The following is a 19,127-nucleotide window of genomic DNA, read 5'->3' as shown; positions in this document are numbered from 1 at the left end:
AAGAGCATTTTTTAAAAAGAGAAGCGGTTTTAGCAAGACCTTATAGAAAGGTAATAAGCTATTGAACCGCTTCATATTTTTAGTTTATTTTTCAATCCATGTATTATAAAAATGCGGGCGACCAACCGCTTCAAACGCAATACCTTTAACGTTTGGAGCACCACCATAAACCTGTGGTTCTTCAAAAATTGGGATAGCATAGGCTTGATCAATAATGTAATCGGTCGCCTCGATTAACAAGGCATTGCGCTTTTGCGGGTCACTTTGTGTTGCAACATCTTCAAGATAAGTATTAAGCTTGTCATCGCGGAAGCTCTTAACCTTGTCGCTTAAACCACCCTTTTGCAAAAGTGCATCGCGATTAAGTGGATAAAACAAGCTTTTAACCACATCGGCATCAGCGCGGCCAACCATATGAGGGATCACCGGAGTTTTTTCTGGATTAAGATTATCGATCAATGTTGATGAACCATCGTAATTCTTAATATTTAAAATAACCCCAATCTTACGCCATTGCTGGGCAATAAGCTGCAACATCGCTTTGCTTTGCGGTTGCTGCAAGGCTTCAGACGCGGTTAAAATAAGTTTCTCACCATCCTTGCTACGAATGCCATCACTACCAAGCTTCCAACCGGCTTCATCTAGCAGGGCGGCAGCGCGGGCACTGTCATATTTAAGCTTTGCACTTTGATCGGAATAGCCAAAGGCATCATGGGCGACCAATGAAGTAGCAAGAGGATAATTTTTAGAATAGAGGTTTTTGACAATTTCTTCGCGATTAGTAGCAAAACGCAAGGCTTCACGCACCTTTATATCGGCAACAATGGGATTATCAGGGCGAAATGTAAGCGAGTTGTTAACCCCACGCGTACCTGCTGAATAAACAATATTACCCGCTTTACTGACGCGATCTTCATCATAGGCTTGCAATTGTCTAACAAAATTGGCCTGCTTGGCAATAAGCGCACCAATACGAACATTATCTTCTGGAATGGTAAGATATTTTAATTCATCAAGATAGGCACGGCCTTGATGAGCAAATTTTTCTGGCGCCCAATTATAATCTTCACGCACTTTAAGAACCAGTTCTTTGCCTAATGTTTCACGTGAGACAAAAAATGGGCCAGAGCCAATAATTTTAGTCGCATCACCCAATTGATCAAGCGATAGACTTAATGTTTTAGGTGAAACAATGCCCGAACCTATCACTGAAGTGCCTTGTAAAAAGCCCGGCGATGGTTTTTTAAAGTAAAAACGCACCGTTAAAGGATCAATCACTTCGCTGCGATCATAATTATTAATGACTTCCGAGACAGATAGTTTTAAGTCCTTATTGCCAAGACCGTAAGTATCGAAATTTTTGGCAATAGCTGCGGCATCAACGGGTGTTTTATCAGAAAATGTCACCCCATCACGCAGATGAAACGTATAAATGGTGGCATCGTCATTTACTTCCCATGATTTTGCCAGCCACGGTTCAATTTCTAATGTTTGTGGATTTTGCCAGGTTAAACGATCGGTAATCTGGTTAAGAATACCCCCATTGGTATAATTTCCGCCCAAGGGCGGATAAAGATTATGATGGGTTTGCTTATCTAAATAAACAAGAACACCGCCTTGACTTGGCTGCTCGGCTTTGGCACTAAATGATGCCAAGGCAAATGTTGTCGCAAGGCTTGCTGCTAAAAAAATGGATTTCAAAGACGGCTTGACCATAATAATCCTCTCAAAGTTGATACTTGCAAGGATAAACAAGCCCCGTTATTTTTAAACGCACATTCATGATGAAATTATAGAATTTTTAGTGTTTGATTTTAAATTTTTGCAATGTTTTAAAAAAAAATTCTAATATTTAAAATTTTCATTGGTTTGCAGTTTATGAAATTATTCCACCTTCCATAGCTACTATAAGATTTCACTATTTTTAATTGGAAAAAATTTATGTTGCAGCGTGATGCTTTTGAAAAATTACTAAAGTGCGAAAAGCTTGATGAGCTTGCAATATTTATTGATGATTATGAAAGCTTTGAAGAATTTCCATTAATATCGCGCTATACACATCTAGCCGCCTTAAAAAAACGTATAAACATCGGCGCAAGGAATGAAAATAAAATCGATGTAGAAACCGCTTTGATTAAATTTTCAAGCCTTTATATTGATAAAATAAATTGCCATGCCAAAGAAAATCTTAACCCTGAAGACTATGACAACTTTTTTTGCTGCCTAACATTTTTTTACCATAGAGAGAAAGAATATTCTTATATTCCGCATTTCCTTGTTTCTAGAAAAAAGCAATTATTTAAATCTTTAAGCGATAATGAAATCTCACTTTCGTCTCAAAATTATTTTTATCCAATATTTGCGCAGTTAAATATCATCAATTCATTTCGATATTTTATATCAAAAAATGATGATCCTGATTTAAATCGCCTTTATTGCCTGCCCATTTATCATCACGAGCCATGATTTTTTAGATCAATAATCGAAAAAATAGAAAGAGGGTTAGATTTGCGGATTTTTAAAAATCTGCTAAGTTCAAACACCCAAAATAGTTGCCGTTTAAAAGGATAGACCCATGCAATTAAAGCGCAATATTCCTGTAACCATCCTTACTGGTTTTCTAGGATCTGGTAAAACCACCCTTTTAAACACCTTATTGCGCGATAATATGCTTAAAGACAGCGCAGTCATTATCAATGAATTTGGTGAAGTGGGCATTGATCATCTTTTGGTTGAAAAGGCAGATGAAGGGATAATTTCCCTTTCTGATGGTTGTCTATGCTGCACTATTCGGGGTGATCTTGTTGATACGCTAGCAGAATTAATTGATAAATTACAAATGGGTGAAATTAATCATTTAACCCGCATCATTATTGAAACAACCGGTCTTGCTGATCCTGCGCCGATATTACAAATATTGCTTGCCCATCCGATCATTATTGAAGCATTACAGCTTGATGGTGTTATTACCACCCTTGACGCGGTAAATGGGGTTAAAACCTTGGAAAATTATCAAGAAGCTGTCAAGCAATTGGCCGTTGCCGATAGGGTTATTATAACCAAGGCTGATATGGTTGAAGGAAAAAACCAATTAGCGGCTTTACGAAGCAAAATAGCCAGCATCAATCCACGCGCCGAGATTTATTTAAGCAGCGATATTGAACAGCATATTGCTGACTTATTCCGCAGTGGTATTTATGATATTGATAATAAAACTGCTGATGTCAAACGCTGGCTTGCCGATGAAGACCAACACGACCATCATAATGCCCATAATCACGAACATAACCACGCGCATAATCACCATGACCACAGTCATCATCATGATGTAAACCGGCATAGCGACAAAATCCGCTCTTTTAGTCTTACCCATAATCAACCGGTCGATTATGCAGCAATTGAAGCCTTTGTTGATTTAATGCGTGCATCACAAGGCGATCGTATTTTACGTATGAAGGGCATTGTCCAAACCATTAAGCGCCCAGACCAACCCTTAATTATTCATGGTGTGCAAGGCATGTTCCATCCGCCAAAACGCCTTGATAGTTGGCCAGATGATAAGGCAGAAACACGTCTTGTGATTATTGGTGATGGTTTGGATGAAACCTATGTGCGCGGGCTTTTTGATGCATTTTTAAACCGACCCGCAATTGATACAGCAGATAGGCAAGCATTAAGTGATAACCCGTTGAGTATCCCAGGTTATAAGTTCTAAAAACTTAACAGATACTTTTTTATCATTGATAAAAAAAGCCCTAGTCACAATTGATGACTAGGGCTTTTTTAAATATATTGAGCACTTTTATGCAAAAGCATTTAAAACTTGGCATTTACCCCTAAGCGGAAAGTTCTGCCTGGTGCTGGCATAAAGCTTTGCGCCAAAGGATCAAGGCAATACAATCTGTTAAATTTTGCACTGGCGTATTAAAACTTAGATGTCTGTTAAATATTGCAATATAATATTTAAAACACATTGGTGATCATTGCTGAATTTATTCAAAGCCTTATGAGCCAATTTAACGATGCTCACTTTTATGCTCCTTAAAACTCGCATGCATAGTCTCAATTTTTTATATCAACATAGATTACCAATGATATTTGCGACACGGGTTTTAAAAATCATTCGCGTTTATTTAAAAACAAATAACAAAAAAAATATAATGCAATAATTCCAGAAACAAAACCATTTGAAATATCTATGATAGTAAAATATAATTCATAACCCATTTCTGAAGCGTAAATACTTTTTTTAAAAAATAAAAAATATATAAATACACTAAAATAAAATAAAAAAGAAATAATTGAAATTATTTTAATATTAATAATTATTATAAAAAATATAGGTATAAATATTATTATAAAAATATAAAAAAAATTAAATTCACCAAGCTTTATTAAATATCTATTGATTAAAGAAAATAATATATATGTAACAATGATTTGCGCTATGAAAGACAGTAAATATATCAAAACTGTATTTAATATGTATGTAAATTTTCTATTCCCAGTCATATAATTTCCCTTAAATTAACTTAGCATTCCAAGATAATTCCGGATTATAATCAAATAATATTCCTCATACTAAAGCAGGTATATTTTTTTAAAGAGCTTGTCATAAACTTTTCGAGAATACGAAAGTTTAAAATAATATTTTAGCTTTGGGCAATACTACTCTTTTAATAATGCGACAAAATAAAGAATTAAAAACGATATTACGTCAACAATAAATAGATATGTCCTTGCGCAAAAAAGTTTGCGACAATACCTAAATGTCAAATAGTTATTTATAGCGTGGTCTTAAAGCCAAAATTGCAGCAGCTGTTTCTTCAATTGAACGACGGGTGACATCAATAAGCGGCCAATTTTGCCGGTTACAAATACGCCGCGCATAATTTAATTCTTCAGCAATTTCAATTCGATCAATATAGGCTTGCGTGTTGATACCGCCATCAAGATCCCTTGCACTGCGCACTGTTGCCACCCGATCAACTGATGCCACTAAACCTACAATTAACGGATTTTTGGCTTTTAATAATTGTATCGGCACTTCAAATTGCGGAACCAAGGGAACATTAGCAGTTTTAATACCGCGATTGGCAAGATAAATGCTAGTTGGTGTTTTTGACGTGCGCGAAATTCCAACAAGAATAATGTCTGCTTCATCAATATTTTCAAGCATTTGACCATCATCATGCTCCATTGTGAAATTTAATGCATCAATTCGGTGAAAATAATCGGCATTCAACACATGTTGCGCGCTAGCGCGGCGCATTTTTACCTGCCCCAAATAGGATTGAAAGGTTGAAATGACCGGATCTAAAACAGATGCACAAGGAACACCCATTTTTTGGCAGGCCTTATTAATCTCATCGGCAATCGTTTCATCAACAACCGTATAAAGCACAATTCCAGGTTCTGCATCAATTTCACCCATCACGTCACGCAGCTGCGACTCGCTACGAATGAGAGGATAAATATGCTCTATCGCCCTGTGGCTGGGATATTGGGCCGAAACTGCGCGGCCAGCAGACAATAAAGTTTCCCCTGTTGCGTCTGAAATCATATGAAGGTGAAAGTAAGAAATTGATTTAGCCACAGAAAAATGCCCCTGCTGTTGATAAATGTTAGAGTCGAGGATGACCGTAGAGGACTCCTTATCGTGTTGGGGATAACCAACAGTTTCATCCACAATAGCATCACCTGTTTGAAAGCTTTTCCACCTAGCTAATTTTACGTGGATTATAGTGCATTTTTCAAAAAAATGACACAAGATTTCCACATAAACGCGCCTATACTCAATATTTTGGATTCATAAGCTTTTTTTCATTTTTTTTTAGCTATATACACAGGCATGGATTAATTTGTACATATAGCCCTATTGAAAGTTCGAACTGTGGAAAAATGACTGGTTTTTGATAATCCACATTACTCACAGACTATAATAATAAGAATCCTCTTTTAAGAAAGATTCTTTATTTAAGAAAATAAAAAAACGGAAAAAACCTGATGACAAAAAAATTGGTAAGCGTGCTCCAAGGTGAAACATTTAGCGTACCGCCTTTATGGATGATGCGTCAGGCAGGACGTTATCTTCCTGAATATAGGGAATTACGAAAAAAAGCGGGTTCATTTCTAGATTTATGCTACCAACCAGAACTTGCTGCAGAAGTAACATTACAACCAATTGAACGCTTTCAATTTGATGCAGCTATTCTTTTTTCAGATATTCTAGTTGTTCCCCATGCCCTTGGTAGAAATTTAAGATTTGAAGAAGGACGTGGTCCTATTCTTGAACCAATTGATCTTAATGGCATAAAGGCTCTTGAAAAAGATGAAGCGCAGGCACGCTTAGCGCCTTCTTTTGAAACGATTAAGCTTGTTAAACAAAAACTTAACGATCAAACTGCACTTATTGGTTTTTGTGGAGCACCTTTTACCGTTGCAACCTATATGATTGCCGGACATGGTACGCCAGATCAGGCGCCTGCACGGCAATTTGGCTATCAAAACCCGCAAGAAATGCAAGAACTATTGACAATTCTTGCCGATGTTTCTGCCCAATATTTAATTAATCAAATTGCTGCTGGTGCTGATGTGGTGCAAATTTTTGACTCTTGGGCGGGAATTTTAGACGAACAATCTTTTGAAGCATGGTGCGTAAAACCAATTTTATCGATGGTTGAAAAAATTAGAGCCGTTTATCCAGAAGTGCCAATTATTGGTTTTCCGCGTGGCGCCGGCGCACTTTATGAAAATTTTGCTGAAAAAACTGGGGTTTCTGCCTTGGGGCTTGATTGGAGTGTACCGTTGTCTTTTGCAAAAAAACTGCAAAAAACAACCGCTGTGCAGGGTAATCTTGATCCACTTCGCCTTGTTTGTGGTGGCAAAGCTCTTGATGATGGTGTTGATGCAATTTTAAAAACCCTTGGTAACGGTCCATTGGTTTTCAATCTTGGTCATGGCATTACACCTAATACGCCAATTACCCATGTTGAACAGATGATTTCTCGCGTTCGCAATTTTAAATCATAAATTTGTAAATATATTAAGATACTGATTTAAAATATTATTTTTAAAAAAGCCGAGGATTTTTCCTTGGCTTTTTTTTGTTGTGTCGAATTGTCACGAATTATTTTTGCATATTTTCTAATTTCTTCGCTATAATCTCAAGAATTATTCTAGATTCCTTTGCTTTTTCAGCAATTTTTTAGAATTTATAAATCAGTAAAACTATGTGTATTTCAAAATTAGGCAAAAAAATGCAAAATGAAAAATCAGGCTCAATGAGCAAAACAACTATTTGGATAAGGGCAATTGTTTCATTACTGATTGTTGTTATAGGTTTATTTCTTTTGCTAAAAATTGAAAGCCCAATGGCTCAGCTCTGGTTTAAGGCTGTCCACATTATCGCTGTTATTAGTTGGATGGCGGGAATGCTTTATTTGCCGCGTCTATTTGTCAATCATTGCCGCGTAAAAATTGGTTCTGAAACATCTGAAGTTTTTAAAGGCATGGAAAAGCGCCTTTTGCGCTACATCATCAATCCAGCGATGATTGTTACTTGGATTACAGGGCTTTGGCTTGCCCTAACCATTGGCGCATTTCATGATGGTTGGTTCCATTTGAAATTTACGGCGGTTATTTTGCTTTCGGCATTTCATGGTGTTTTATCACGTGGTGTCCGGCTTTTTGGCCAGGATAAGAATATTAAGTCTGAAAAAACATGGCGAATTTTAAATGAAGTTCCAACAATTTTAATGATTATTATCGTTATTTCAGTAGTTGTACTACGTTATACTTTATAATTTCGTTTTGAAATTTATATATTAATATTATAAAGGTATAGTTTTAAAAAAAATAAGACCGTCGTGGTGAGGGGAACCACAACGGTCTATCTGTGCACTTTAATAGTAGATTTCCGGAGAGGGGATCGGTTTCTACTATATCTGGAAATAAAGAAATAATCTTAAAAATCCAGATACCAACTTAATTGGTTGATAGGTTTTAATTAATAATTCAAAAGTGGCATTTCAAAGGCATTTAAATTAATAATTCGTAACATTTTAGTGAGTAGGTTCGCTGGGATTGTTGAGTAGAATAGTTTTAAGAAATTTCTTAAAAAAATAAAAAAATATTTATAATCAATTGGTTAAAAAATATTTTTGAATTAGCTTAAGCGAATCGGTTTTTTTATGGCAGTTTTTAAGCTATGAAAGACGTTAAAGCTTTAAAAATGCGCGTTGTAATTACTATTTTTGGATATCATAATGGATAAAAATAGCCATCTTTTTCTCGTTGATGGGTCGGGATATATATTTCGCGCATTTCATGCGCTGCCGCCTTTGACGCGTAAAAGTGATGGTTTGCCAGTGGGTGCAGTTGCTGGTTTTTGCAATATGCTATGGAAATTAGTGCGTGACTCACGTGAAACATCGGTTGGCGATGCACCAACACATTTTGCTGTGATTTTTGATTATTCATCAGCAACTTTTCGCAAGGAAATTTATCCAGAATATAAGGCTAATCGTTCAGCGCCACCTGAAGAGCTAATTCCACAATTTGGGTTAATTAGGCAAGCAACCCAGGCATTTAATTTGCCTTGCATTGAAAAAGAAGGCTTTGAAGCCGATGATATTATCGCAACTTATGCAAAACAAGCCAGCGACGTAGGTGCGCGAGTTACAATCGTATCTTCAGATAAGGATTTGATGCAGCTGGTTAATGACCATGTCGGTCTTTATGATGGCATGAAAGATCGCCATATTGACGTGGCTGCGGTTATTGAAAAATGGGGTGTTGGCCCTGAAAAAATGGTTGATTTGCAGGCCATGATGGGCGATTCAACCGACAATGTTCCCGGTATTCCTGGTATTGGGCCAAAGACTGCGGCGCAACTGATCGAACAATTTGGTGATCTTGATAATTTATTGGCAAAAGCTGATGAAATTCCGCAAAAAAAACGCCGTGAAAATATCATTGAATTTGCTAATCAAGCGCGTTTATCGCGCGAATTGGTAAAATTATGCGATACTGTTCCGCTTGATATTGATCTTGATGGTTTGTTTTTAGAGGCAGAAAATGGTCCTAAACTCATTGCTTTTTTAAAAGCCTTGGAGATTAACACGCTAACCCGCCGTGTTGCCGAAGCCACCAATTGTGATGCAAGCGCCATAAGTCCTGCAACGCTTGATATTGAATGGGGCAGTAAAGCGCATGGGCCTGATTTGGATGTTGATGAAACAGACGGTAAAAGTGCAGGGCAGGGCGATCTTTTTGGTGACTCAATCGCTAAAATGCCAGTTGAAACAACAATAAATGCGAATGGCGATCCCATTTTCAGTTTCGCGCAGTTGGCTGAAGAAACACGCCTTGAAGCAGCCTCATCAAAAATTATCTATGAAGATTATACGACAATTCGCGATGAAGCTATTTTGAAACAATGGTTAGATCAGGCAATAGATCAAGGTTTTATGGCGTTTGATACCGAGACAACAGCTCTTGATCCAATGGTGGCAGAGCTTGTTGGGTTTTCTATTGCGCTCGCGCCTAATAAATCTGCTTATGTGCCGCTAAACCATATTAGCGGCAAAAAAGATCTTTTAAATAGTGGTGTGGTTGAAAATCAGCTTGACCAAAATATTGCTTTGGCTTTGTTAAAACCTGTGCTTGAAGATAGCTCTGTTTTAAAAATTGCGCAAAATATGAAATATGACTGGTTGGTTATGCATCAACATGGCATTAATATTACCGCTTTTGATGACACAATGCTATTATCCTATGTACTTGATTCTGGTACTTTTTCTCACGGTATGGATGCTTTGTCCGAGCGTTGGCTAGGGCATAAACCAATCAGCTACAAAGAGGTTACTGGTAGTGGCAAAACTGCTATTTCCTTTGCGGAAGTTGATATTGAAAAAGCAAGCCAATATGCGGCCGAAGATAGCGATATTACATTGCGCCTTTGGCAGGTTTTAAAACCGCAAGTTGATGCAAATGCTCTTGCCCGTGTTTATCAGCGTTTAGAACAACCGCTTGTGACCGTTCTTGCCAAGATGGAAGAACGTGGCATATTGGTTGATAGGCAAATTCTATCGCGGCTTTCTGGCGAATTTGCTCAAAAGGCTGCAGGAATTGAAGACGAAATCTATAAGCTTGCTGGTGAAAAATTCAATATTGGTTCGCCTAAACAACTGGGTGATATTCTTTTTGATAAAATGGGCTTACCAGGCGGCGCGAAAACAAAAACCGGTCAATGGTCTACTTCTGTGCAAGTTTTAGATGAATTGGCTTTATCGGGCCATGAATTACCGAGCAAAATTGTTGAATGGCGGCAATTAAGCAAATTGCAATCTACCTATACTGACGCATTGCCCAATTTCATTAATAAAAAAACGGGGCGTGTCCATACAAATTACGCAATGGCAGCAACCTCAACAGGGCGGTTATCATCATCAGAACCCAATTTGCAAAATATTCCGGTCCGTACCAAAGAAGGTCGGCAAATTAGAACCGCGTTTATTGCAGGGGAGGGCAATGTTTTGCTTTCTGCTGATTATAGCCAGATTGAACTGCGTGTTCTTGCCCATGTTGCTGATATTCCCCAATTGAAAAAAGCTTTTGCCGATGGTTTGGATATCCATGCCATGACAGCAAGTGAAATGTTTGGGGTGCCTATTGATGGTATGCCTTCAGAAACAAGAAGACGCGCCAAAGCAATTAATTTTGGCATTATTTACGGCATATCCGCTTTTGGCTTGGCAAACCAGCTTGGCATTTCTCGAGAAGAAGCCTCGCAATATATTAAAACTTATTTTGAGCGCTTTCCAGGTATTCGTAATTATATGGAAGATACTAAGGAATTTGTTCGCAATCATGGTTATGTCGAAGATATTTTTGGCCGCCGTGCTCATTTTCCAGAGATTAAATCGTCCAAGGCACAAATTAGGGCATTTAACGAGCGGGCTGCAATTAATGCGCCTATTCAAGGGGCTGCTGCTGATATTATCCGCCGTGCGATGATCCGCATGGATGATGCATTGTTCAATAATGACTTAAGTGCAAAAATGTTATTGCAAGTTCATGACGAATTGATTTTCGAATTGCCTATTGATGAAAGCGATAAGACGATTAAAGTCGTTAAAGATATAATGGAAAATGCCGCTATGCCTGCGGTTAATCTTTCTGTTCCATTGCAAGTTGATGCTCGTACCGCTAAAAACTGGGATGAAGCGCATTAATCTCATTGTTAAGTTTTTGTAGCGCTGTTGCTTATAGCTTTTATTGGTAAAATTATTAATAGATTAAACGCAATTTTAAGCTCGTCAATATATTTGCGTTTCATTTTAAAGTCTTGATTAAGTCCTTAACATTGAGACTATTGGTGCTGCGCTAACTTTTCACAGCACCAAGAATTGACGATATTTGGTATTAGGCGCAGGCTAGAATTAATTTTCAATATTGAGATATCTTTACCAATCTGGGCATTTCTCGTCCCTATAACCCACAAATGTTCTGATTAATTCAGTGAAATGCATTAATCATGCAAAACGGTTCCTCTTTGCATAGTTAAATGTTGAAGTAAGGTAATTATCTTGTCAGAAAAACGGTTATATACAAAATTTATTATATCGACCACCCTTATTGGCGGTTTTATGAGTTCACTCGTCAAATGGGGATCTGAGGTTAACATGCCACCGCACTTGCTTGGTGAAGTCTCACCTCCATGTGTTCATAATGATGATTGACTTACTTGGCTAGAGGTAGATTAGCACTCTCTAGATTACATCTATCAAGGTAATAGCGTGCTTGGCGTAGTAACCCTTTATCATTGGTTATTTAGTTTTGCCTTTGTTGTTTGGTCAATTTAATGGCCTACAATACGCTTATGGTACGGCACATTATACGGTATTATTACTTTTGTCATGCATGGTTTCTTTATTGCGTTGCTTGGCTTTAGAAATTCTGTATACGCCGGTGGTTGTGTTGGTTGGTTATGGAATTTAAACTAGTATGAGCTTTGGAGTGAAATTTTAGGCCATATTTATCGGGCGGTTTCTATTGAAATTTGTATGATTGCCGTACTTGCTAATTTTGCACGACCAATTTCAGGGCATTGGTGGCGTTAATATTTGGGACTTTTAAAAATGCTATAGGCTTGAGATTGTCATAGGTCTTAAGCCTTCAGTGTAAATTTTACATTTTATAGCGTTACTTTTTGTGACGGCTAATATTTGGAGGCGTTAATAATTCTCCTTGCTTTTTTAGGCTTTTTCCCCTATATAACATCCATCCCTCCTTTTTGTCTTCCATCATCATTTAATCTGCTATCTCTAGCGACATGTTGGCGACAAGTTTTTCCATTATTATTATATGAGATTTTTATGCAAGAAATGAAGCTTCAAGAACTGAAGAGCAAAACACCGGTGGAGTTGCTTGCACTCGCCGAAACGCTTGAGGTTGAAAACGCCAATGCAATGCGCAAACAAGAATTGATGTTTGCAATTTTGAAAAAATTGGCTCTACAAGATGTTGAAATTATTGGTGAAGGTGTTGTTGAAGTATTGCAAGATGGTTTTGGTTTCTTGCGTTCAGCTGATGCCAATTATTTACCAGGCCCGGACGATATTTATCTTTCACCATCGCAAATTCGTCGTTTTTCTTTAAAAACAGGCGATACGGTTGAAGGACCAATTCGTGGCCCTAAAGAAGGTGAGCGTTATTTTGCCCTTCTTAAAATTAATCTAATTAATTTTGAAGATCCTGACAAAATCCGTCACAAGACCCATTTTGATAATTTAACGCCGCTTTATCCAAATGAGCGTTTACGGATGGAAACCGATAATCCAACTCAAAAGGATATGTCGCCACGGGTAATCGATCTTGTTGCACCTTTGGGTAAGGGGCAGCGCGGTCTTATCGTTGCGCCTCCGCGTACTGGTAAAACCGTTCTTCTACAAAATATTGCCCATGCTATTACCGAAAACCATCCTGAATGCTATCTCATCGTTTTATTGATTGATGAGCGTCCAGAAGAAGTGACGGATATGCAGCGCTCGGTTAAGGGTGAAGTTGTATCTTCAACTTTTGACGAACCAGCAACACGTCACGTTCAAGTTGCTGAAATGGTCATTGAAAAGGCCAAGCGCTTGGTTGAACATGGTCGCGATGTGGTTATTCTTCTTGACTCGATTACGCGTCTTGGCCGCGCTTATAATACGGTTATTCCTTCATCAGGTAAGGTTTTGACCGGTGGTGTGGATGCAAACGCATTGCAACGGCCAAAGCGCTTCTTTGGTGCAGCGCGTAATATTGAAGAAGGTGGCTCGCTCACCATTATTGCAACGGCGCTTATTGATACTGGTAGCCGTATGGATGAAGTTATCTTTGAAGAATTTAAAGGTACCGGCAACTCAGAAATCGTGCTTGATCGTAAGGTTGCTGATAAGCGTATCTTCCCCGCTATGGATATTCTCAAATCTGGTACTCGTAAAGAAGACTTGCTTGTAACCCGTCAAGACCTTCAAAAAATCTTCGTTCTGCGCCGTATTCTTTCATCAATGGGCACTACCGATGCTATCGAATTCTTGATTGATAAGTTGAAGCAAACCAAGAATAACGACGAATTTTTTGATTCAATGAATACGTAATTTTTAAATTACTATCATTTCTAAACTTTATAATGCCGACCTTTGGGTCGGCATTTTTGTTGAATATATGGTTCACCTTGTATAATCTATTTAGAAATTTGATTTATAAAACAGGGTTAGTTTTTGAAATTAGATGCTTGTAATATGTGAGCATAAATTTAACTATAATAATTAGTTTGAATAAACATTGACACATATGTTTTGTGCAAGAAGTCATTATTGAGGTTTAATATGGAAACGATTTTCGCGCTATCAAGTGGTGCCTTACCTTCTGGTGTAGCGGTGATTAGGATTTCGGGTACTGAAACGAGCGCAATTTTATCAGCGCTTTGTGAAGGCATATTAAAACCGCGTGTTATGCATTATCGTACACTAAAAGATGGGTGTGGTGATATTATTGATAATGGATTGGTGGTGTTCTTTAAAGGGCCGCAAAGCTTCACAGGTGAAGATTGTGCAGAACTCCATATCCATGGTGGACGTGCAGTGGTACAAAAACTATTGGATGTACTTGGTGCGTTCCCCAATTGTCGTCAAGCAGAAGCAGGGGAGTTTGCCCGCCGTGCTTTTGCTGAAGGCAAGTTAGATCTAACTGAAGCAGAAGGCTTAGCCGATCTTATTGAAGCGGAAACTGAAAGCCAACGCAAATTGGCACTTATGGGTGCAAGCGGTGCGTTGGCAGAGCTTTATCGCAATTGGCGAAAGGAATTGATATTTTGCCGCGCCATGATCGAGGCAGAACTTGATTTTGCCGATGAGAGTGATGTTCCAGGTTCAGTATCTGATGAAGTTTGGCAAAGAGTGAGTGCATTAAAGCAGTCTATAGAACAACATATTGAGGATGGCAAACGCGCAAATATTATGCGCGATGGTTTACGCATTGTTATTGCAGGTGCTCCTAATGCCGGCAAATCAAGTTTGATTAATCGTTTAGCTGGGCGTAAAGTTGCTATTGTTACTAATGAGGCTGGCACCACAAGAGATGCGTTGGAAGTACGCCTTGTGATTTCAGGAGTGCCTGTTTTAATTACCGACACGGCTGGCCTGCGTAAGACCGATAATCACATTGAAAAGGCTGGCATTGAAATTGCTGAAGAACACATCCTAACTGCGGATCTTGTTCTTATGCTCGAAGATATGCAAAATCCAACGCCGATTGATTTGCCAAAGACAGAGGCCAATATTTGGCATATTGGCAATAAGCTGGATTATGGGCAAGGGGAGGATGAGCGTTGGCCCCTACAAATTTCAGCCGCAACCGGTGAGAATTGGCAAGAATTTATTGATCGACTCGAAGCGTTTTGCAGTGCGCGGGCCGGCGATGTAAGTAAGCTAGTGCCGGCACGAAAAAGGCAAGTTAGCCTTTTGGCTAGCGGTATGCAAGAACTAGAATGTTCGCTAGAAAAACACGATATTGACCTAGAGTTACGCGCTGAGCATTTGCGTTTAGCGGCTAATGCAATTGGGCGAATTACTGGCGATGTTGATGTTGAAGATCTCTTAGATGTCATTTTTTCAGAATTTTGCATTGGCAAATAAAGGTCAATGTTCGTGTCATAATGGATAAGTGATGGAATGGTTGCTTCGCTAAGGCGATCATCGCGAGCGTTGTACTGCTCCTAGATATCAGCTAATATGGCTATTCTCCTGACGTGATCTTAGTCGCAGCAACATTATAGCTAAGCTTCCACCGCCTGCGGTTAGGTTTATCGCTATATTAATAACCTATTAACCAAACTTATTTTGTGATGTTTCACGTGAAACATTTAAATATGTTGGAAGCCATTGCGCTATTTGTTTCACGTGAAACAAAATTTTTTATGCAAATTAAATTACTAAATTCGCTTGATGGAAAAAGATTTCCACCGCTATTTTGCAGTAAATGACAGCATTTCAACGCAAATCTTGAGAAGTATCTTTGCATTCACTATATTATGCGGTAAAGACTAAATCAGATATCTGATAAAACAATGGCATTTCTGAAACACTATGATGTGTCATTTGGTTTATCTTCAACTGCTGTCCTATCTTTTTATGCAATGCAGAATGTAAAATTCGACCGACGCGAGGCCACGCGATGAATTGGTCAAGGTGAAATATTATGTCAATGAATTATGATGTTATTGTTATTGGTGGAGGGCATGCCGGTACTGAAGCAGCAGCAGCCTCGGCACGGCTTGGTGCTAAAACCGCTTTAGTAACATTTTCATTTGAAACAATCGGTGTTATGTCATGTAATCCAGCCATTGGTGGTTTGGGTAAAGGCCATTTGGTTCGTGAGATCGATGCGTTAGATGGCATTATGGCGCGTGCTGCGGATCGTGGTGGTATTCAGTTCCGTCTATTAAATCGGCGTAAGGGGCCGGCAGTTCGCGGTCCCCGTACCCAAGCCGACAGAAAACTATATCGGTTGGCCGTGCAAGATCTTATTGCAAACCAACAAAATCTTACGGTGGTAGCAGGCGAAGCAGTTGACATCTCAATTGTCAACGGAGTTGTTAAAGGTGTGGTGCTTGCAGATGGGCTGCAACTCAATGCACCATCAGTGGTATTAACAACGGGAACCTTTTTACGTGGACTAATCCATATTGGCGATAAAAATTGGCCTGCTGGGCGTATGGGTGAAGCACCAGCTGTTAAGTTGGCAGAGCGCTTGAACGAGCATGGCATTGTCCTTAGTCGCTTAAAAACCGGAACGCCGGCGCGTTTGGATCGTGAAACAATTGAATGGGATCGATTGGATAAGCAGTCGCCAGATGATGTTCTAGTACCATTTTCTAGCCTTACCGATAGCATTACGACCCCGCAAATTGATTGTGCTATTACGCGCACTAATGAACGCACCCATGCTATTATCCGTGAAAATATTCATCGCTCTGCAATGTATTCCGGTGCTATTGAGGGGATTGGCCCGCGCTACTGCCCATCTATTGAGGATAAAATTGTAAAATTCGGCGATCGCGATGGTCATCAAATCTTCTTAGAGCCTGAGGGTTTAGATGATAATACAGTCTATCCTAATGGTATTTCAACCTCGCTACCTGAAGACGCGCAAGATGAGCTCATTCATTCGATTGATGGTTTGCAAAATGTTCGCATTTTGCAGCCGGGTTATGCAATTGAATATGATTTTGTTGATCCTCGTCAACTCCATCGTTCCTTACAATTAAAAGCAGTGACTGGCCTATATCTTGCAGGCCAAATCAATGGGACTACTGGATATGAAGAGGCCGGCGCACAAGGCTTGATTGCCGGGTTAAATGCAGCGCGTTTTGCAGCAGGGCAAGAGCCAATCATTATGCAGCGCAGCGATTCATATATTGGTGTGATGATCGATGATCTTGTGTCGCGCGGCGTCAGTGAGCCTTATCGAATGTTTACATCGCGGGCTGAATTCCGCTTGTCTTTGCGTGCTGATAATGCCGATGCGCGTTTGACACCATTAGCAATTGATTTGGGTCTTTGCGGTTCAGAGCGCATTGCCGCCTATCAGGAACGCGAAGGCAAATTGGATGCCTTGCGCGCTCTACTAAAATCCGTCAACCTTACGCCCAATGAAGCCGCCCAACATGGCTTACAGATTAATCGTGATGGGCAACGGCGCACCGCCTATGATCTTTTGTCTTATAATGATATTTCCATTGCTAGCCTTACTAGTATTTGGCCAGAACTTAATGGCGTAGATGCTAAAACAATTGAGTTGATGGAGATAGAAGCTCAATATGCTGTTTATATGGAACGTCAAGAGCAAGACATGGCTGCACTGCGTCGCGATGAAAAGCTTTATATTCCTGAGGATCTTGATCTCAATTCGATATCTGGCCTATCAAATGAGCTGAAGATTAAGATCGCGGCTCGGGCACCACGTACAATTGCCGAAGCGCAGCGTATTGATGGTATAACCCCTGCTGCTTTATCTTTAATTATTACCCATATCCAAAGGCAACGCCGCAGCCAAAAGGATGTAGCATAATGGTAGATAAATTTGATCAATTGAAAGCGATATTGCCAGATGTTTCACGTGAAACATTTGATAATTTAATCGCTTTTGAAGAGCTGGTTTTGAAATGGCAAGCCAAAATAAATTTGGTGGCAAATAACGCAATTAGTGAACTTTGGCAGCGCCATATCCTTGATAGTGTTCAGCTTTATCAATATGGGCTTGGCGCCAATCAATGGTTTGATATAGGATCTGGCGGCGGCTTTCCCGGCATCATTCTTGCAATATTGATGAAACAGCAAGGGCAAGGCGAAATCTGCCTTATCGAGAGTAATAGTAAAAAATGCGCATTTTTAAATACCGCAATTGCGCATCTCGATCTGCCTGCCAAAGTATATAATGATCGCATTGAAAATAGTAGCTTAGTTCAACAAGCACCAGATATTATTTCGGCGCGCGCTTTAGCTTCGCTGACCGAATTATTTGGTCTATGTCAAAACTGGCTTGCTAAACCGAGTACTTATGCTCTTTTTCAAAAGGGTAAAAATTATAAGGATGAGATCTTGGAAGCACAGCTTTTATGGTCTTTCGATGTTGAGGTTTTCCAAAGTGTGATCGATAAAGATTCGGTTATTTTGAAAATCTCCAATCTTTTTCCGTTAACAAAGGAAGCGTAACATGAGTGATCAGGTACGTATTATTGCAATAGCTAACCAAAAGGGTGGCGTTGGTAAAACAACCACAGCGATTAACCTTGCTACTGCTTTGGCTGCTATAGGCGAAAAAGTCTTAGTATTGGATATCGATCCACAAGGAAATGCGAGTACCGGACTTGGTATTGACCGTAATAACCGCCGTCTATCATCCTATGATGTGGTGATTGAGGGTGTTTCAGTCGTTGATGCTGCGCTTGCTACCGATGTTCCAAACCTTTCCATCGTGCCATCGACCCTTGATTTGCTAGGTGTTGAAATGGAAATAGCGGCGCGCGCGGACCGTTCTCATCGTTTGCGTTTGGCTTTACGTGATGACCCAAGAGTTAAACATAAGTTTTCTTACATTCTTATTGATTGCCCACCATCTTTCAATCTTTTAACTCTAAATGCCATGGGTGCTTCGGATTCTGTTCTTGTACCACTGCAATGTGAGTTTTTGGCATTGGAAGGTTTAAGCCAGTTGTTAGAAACAATTAAGCAAGTGCGTTCAAGCCTTAATCCGCATCTTACCATACAAGGTATTGTCCTTACCATGTATGATGGGCGTAATAATCTTGCTAATCAAGTGGTGGATGATGTACGTTCTTTTATGGGTGAAAAGGTATATCGTACTGTCATTCCTCGTAATGTGCGCGTATCTGAAGCACCAAGCTTTGGTAAGCCGGCGCTACTATATGATTTGAAATGTGCGGGTAGCCAAGCCTATTTGCAATTGGCGTCAGAAGTTATTCAACGAGAACGGCGTTTGCGTTACGAAAATGCATAAATCGCGTGATTTATAATTTATGGAACATTGGTTTTGCCATTTAGTGTTATTATCATTAT

Annotated in this window: 12 protein-coding genes; 10 read left to right on the top strand and 2 right to left on the bottom strand. The window is 39.3% G+C overall.

Annotated elements, in window-relative coordinates:
* Positions 1-84: 84 nt before the first annotated feature.
* Positions 85-1,716: a TIGR04028 family ABC transporter substrate-binding protein gene (locus N6B01_RS12775; RefSeq protein WP_262079095.1), complete on the bottom strand. Its 1,632-nt coding sequence runs from the start codon at positions 1,714-1,716 to the stop codon at positions 85-87.
* 225 nt (positions 1,717-1,941) lie between these two features.
* Between N6B01_RS12775 and N6B01_RS12770 the strand changes: the two genes are divergently transcribed.
* Positions 1,942-2,466: an Imm15 family immunity protein gene (locus tag N6B01_RS12770; protein ID WP_262079094.1), complete on the top strand. Its 525-nt coding sequence runs from the start codon at positions 1,942-1,944 to the stop codon at positions 2,464-2,466.
* A 109-nt stretch (positions 2,467-2,575) separates the two neighbouring features.
* Entirely contained in the window at positions 2,576-3,715 is a 1,140-nt protein-coding gene (locus N6B01_RS12765) for a CobW family GTP-binding protein (protein ID WP_262079093.1), read from the top strand.
* 1,065 nt (positions 3,716-4,780) lie between these two features.
* Here the strand turns inward: N6B01_RS12765 and N6B01_RS12760 are convergent.
* Positions 4,781-5,596, bottom strand: coding sequence for a pyruvate, water dikinase regulatory protein (locus N6B01_RS12760; protein ID WP_262079092.1), 816 nt, complete (start codon positions 5,594-5,596; stop codon positions 4,781-4,783).
* A gap of 410 nt (positions 5,597-6,006) precedes the next feature.
* Between N6B01_RS12760 and hemE the strand changes: the two genes are divergently transcribed.
* From hemE to N6B01_RS12720, 8 genes are all read left to right on the top strand, one after another.
* Positions 6,007-7,032 (top strand): uroporphyrinogen decarboxylase, encoded by a 1,026-nt coding sequence (gene hemE / locus N6B01_RS12755; protein ID WP_262079091.1) that lies wholly within the window; start codon positions 6,007-6,009, stop codon positions 7,030-7,032.
* 227 nt (positions 7,033-7,259) lie between these two features.
* Entirely contained in the window at positions 7,260-7,805 is a 546-nt protein-coding gene (hemJ, locus tag N6B01_RS12750) for a protoporphyrinogen oxidase HemJ (RefSeq protein ID WP_262079090.1), read from the top strand.
* A 462-nt stretch (positions 7,806-8,267) separates the two neighbouring features.
* On the top strand, positions 8,268-11,237 hold the full coding sequence (polA, locus tag N6B01_RS12745) for a DNA polymerase I (protein WP_262079088.1): 2,970 nt from the start codon (positions 8,268-8,270) through the stop codon (positions 11,235-11,237).
* Between the two features lie 1,143 nt (positions 11,238-12,380).
* Positions 12,381-13,646: a transcription termination factor Rho gene (rho, locus tag N6B01_RS12740; RefSeq protein ID WP_182418116.1), complete on the top strand. Its 1,266-nt coding sequence runs from the start codon at positions 12,381-12,383 to the stop codon at positions 13,644-13,646.
* Positions 13,647-13,877: 231 nt separating this feature from the next.
* Positions 13,878-15,185 (top strand): tRNA uridine-5-carboxymethylaminomethyl(34) synthesis GTPase MnmE, encoded by a 1,308-nt coding sequence (mnmE, locus tag N6B01_RS12735; protein ID WP_262079087.1) that lies wholly within the window; start codon positions 13,878-13,880, stop codon positions 15,183-15,185.
* A gap of 562 nt (positions 15,186-15,747) precedes the next feature.
* Positions 15,748-17,619: a tRNA uridine-5-carboxymethylaminomethyl(34) synthesis enzyme MnmG gene (mnmG, locus tag N6B01_RS12730; protein WP_262079086.1), complete on the top strand. Its 1,872-nt coding sequence runs from the start codon at positions 15,748-15,750 to the stop codon at positions 17,617-17,619.
* Entirely contained in the window at positions 17,619-18,263 is a 645-nt protein-coding gene (gene rsmG / locus N6B01_RS12725) for a 16S rRNA (guanine(527)-N(7))-methyltransferase RsmG (RefSeq protein WP_410007215.1), read from the top strand. Before mnmG ends, rsmG begins: the two co-directional genes overlap by 1 nt.
* A gap of 1 nt (position 18,264) precedes the next feature.
* On the top strand, positions 18,265-19,068 hold the full coding sequence (locus N6B01_RS12720) for a ParA family protein (protein WP_182418113.1): 804 nt from the start codon (positions 18,265-18,267) through the stop codon (positions 19,066-19,068).
* The last annotated feature ends 59 nt before the right edge of the window (positions 19,069-19,127 follow it).

It is taken from the genome of Bartonella sp. HY406 (genome assembly GCF_025449315.1).
GTDB lineage: Bacteria > Pseudomonadota > Alphaproteobacteria > Rhizobiales > Rhizobiaceae > HY038.
The sequence above is the reverse complement of the archived record's forward strand: the minus strand, read 5'-3'. Positions and strand labels throughout refer to the sequence as shown.

Bases quoted from the DNA above. Each gene is read 5' to 3' on its own strand.
- rsmG (WP_410007215.1), top strand. From the start codon at position 17,619: ATGGTAGATAAATTTGATCAATTGAAAGCGATATTGCCAGATGTTTCA.
- hemJ (WP_262079090.1), top strand. From the start codon at position 7,260: ATGCAAAATGAAAAATCAGGCTCAATGAGCAAAACAACTATTTGGATA.
- hemE (WP_262079091.1), top strand. From the start codon at position 6,007: ATGACAAAAAAATTGGTAAGCGTGCTCCAAGGTGAAACATTTAGCGTA.
- rho (WP_182418116.1), top strand. From the start codon at position 12,381: ATGCAAGAAATGAAGCTTCAAGAACTGAAGAGCAAAACACCGGTGGAG.
- polA (WP_262079088.1), top strand. From the start codon at position 8,268: ATGGATAAAAATAGCCATCTTTTTCTCGTTGATGGGTCGGGATATATA.
- mnmG (WP_262079086.1), top strand. From the start codon at position 15,748: ATGTCAATGAATTATGATGTTATTGTTATTGGTGGAGGGCATGCCGGT.
- N6B01_RS12720 (WP_182418113.1), top strand. From the start codon at position 18,265: ATGAGTGATCAGGTACGTATTATTGCAATAGCTAACCAAAAGGGTGGC.
- mnmE (WP_262079087.1), top strand. From the start codon at position 13,878: ATGGAAACGATTTTCGCGCTATCAAGTGGTGCCTTACCTTCTGGTGTA.
- N6B01_RS12775 (WP_262079095.1), bottom strand. From the start codon at position 1,716: ATGGTCAAGCCGTCTTTGAAATCCATTTTTTTAGCAGCAAGCCTTGCG.
- N6B01_RS12770 (WP_262079094.1), top strand. From the start codon at position 1,942: ATGTTGCAGCGTGATGCTTTTGAAAAATTACTAAAGTGCGAAAAGCTT.
- N6B01_RS12765 (WP_262079093.1), top strand. From the start codon at position 2,576: ATGCAATTAAAGCGCAATATTCCTGTAACCATCCTTACTGGTTTTCTA.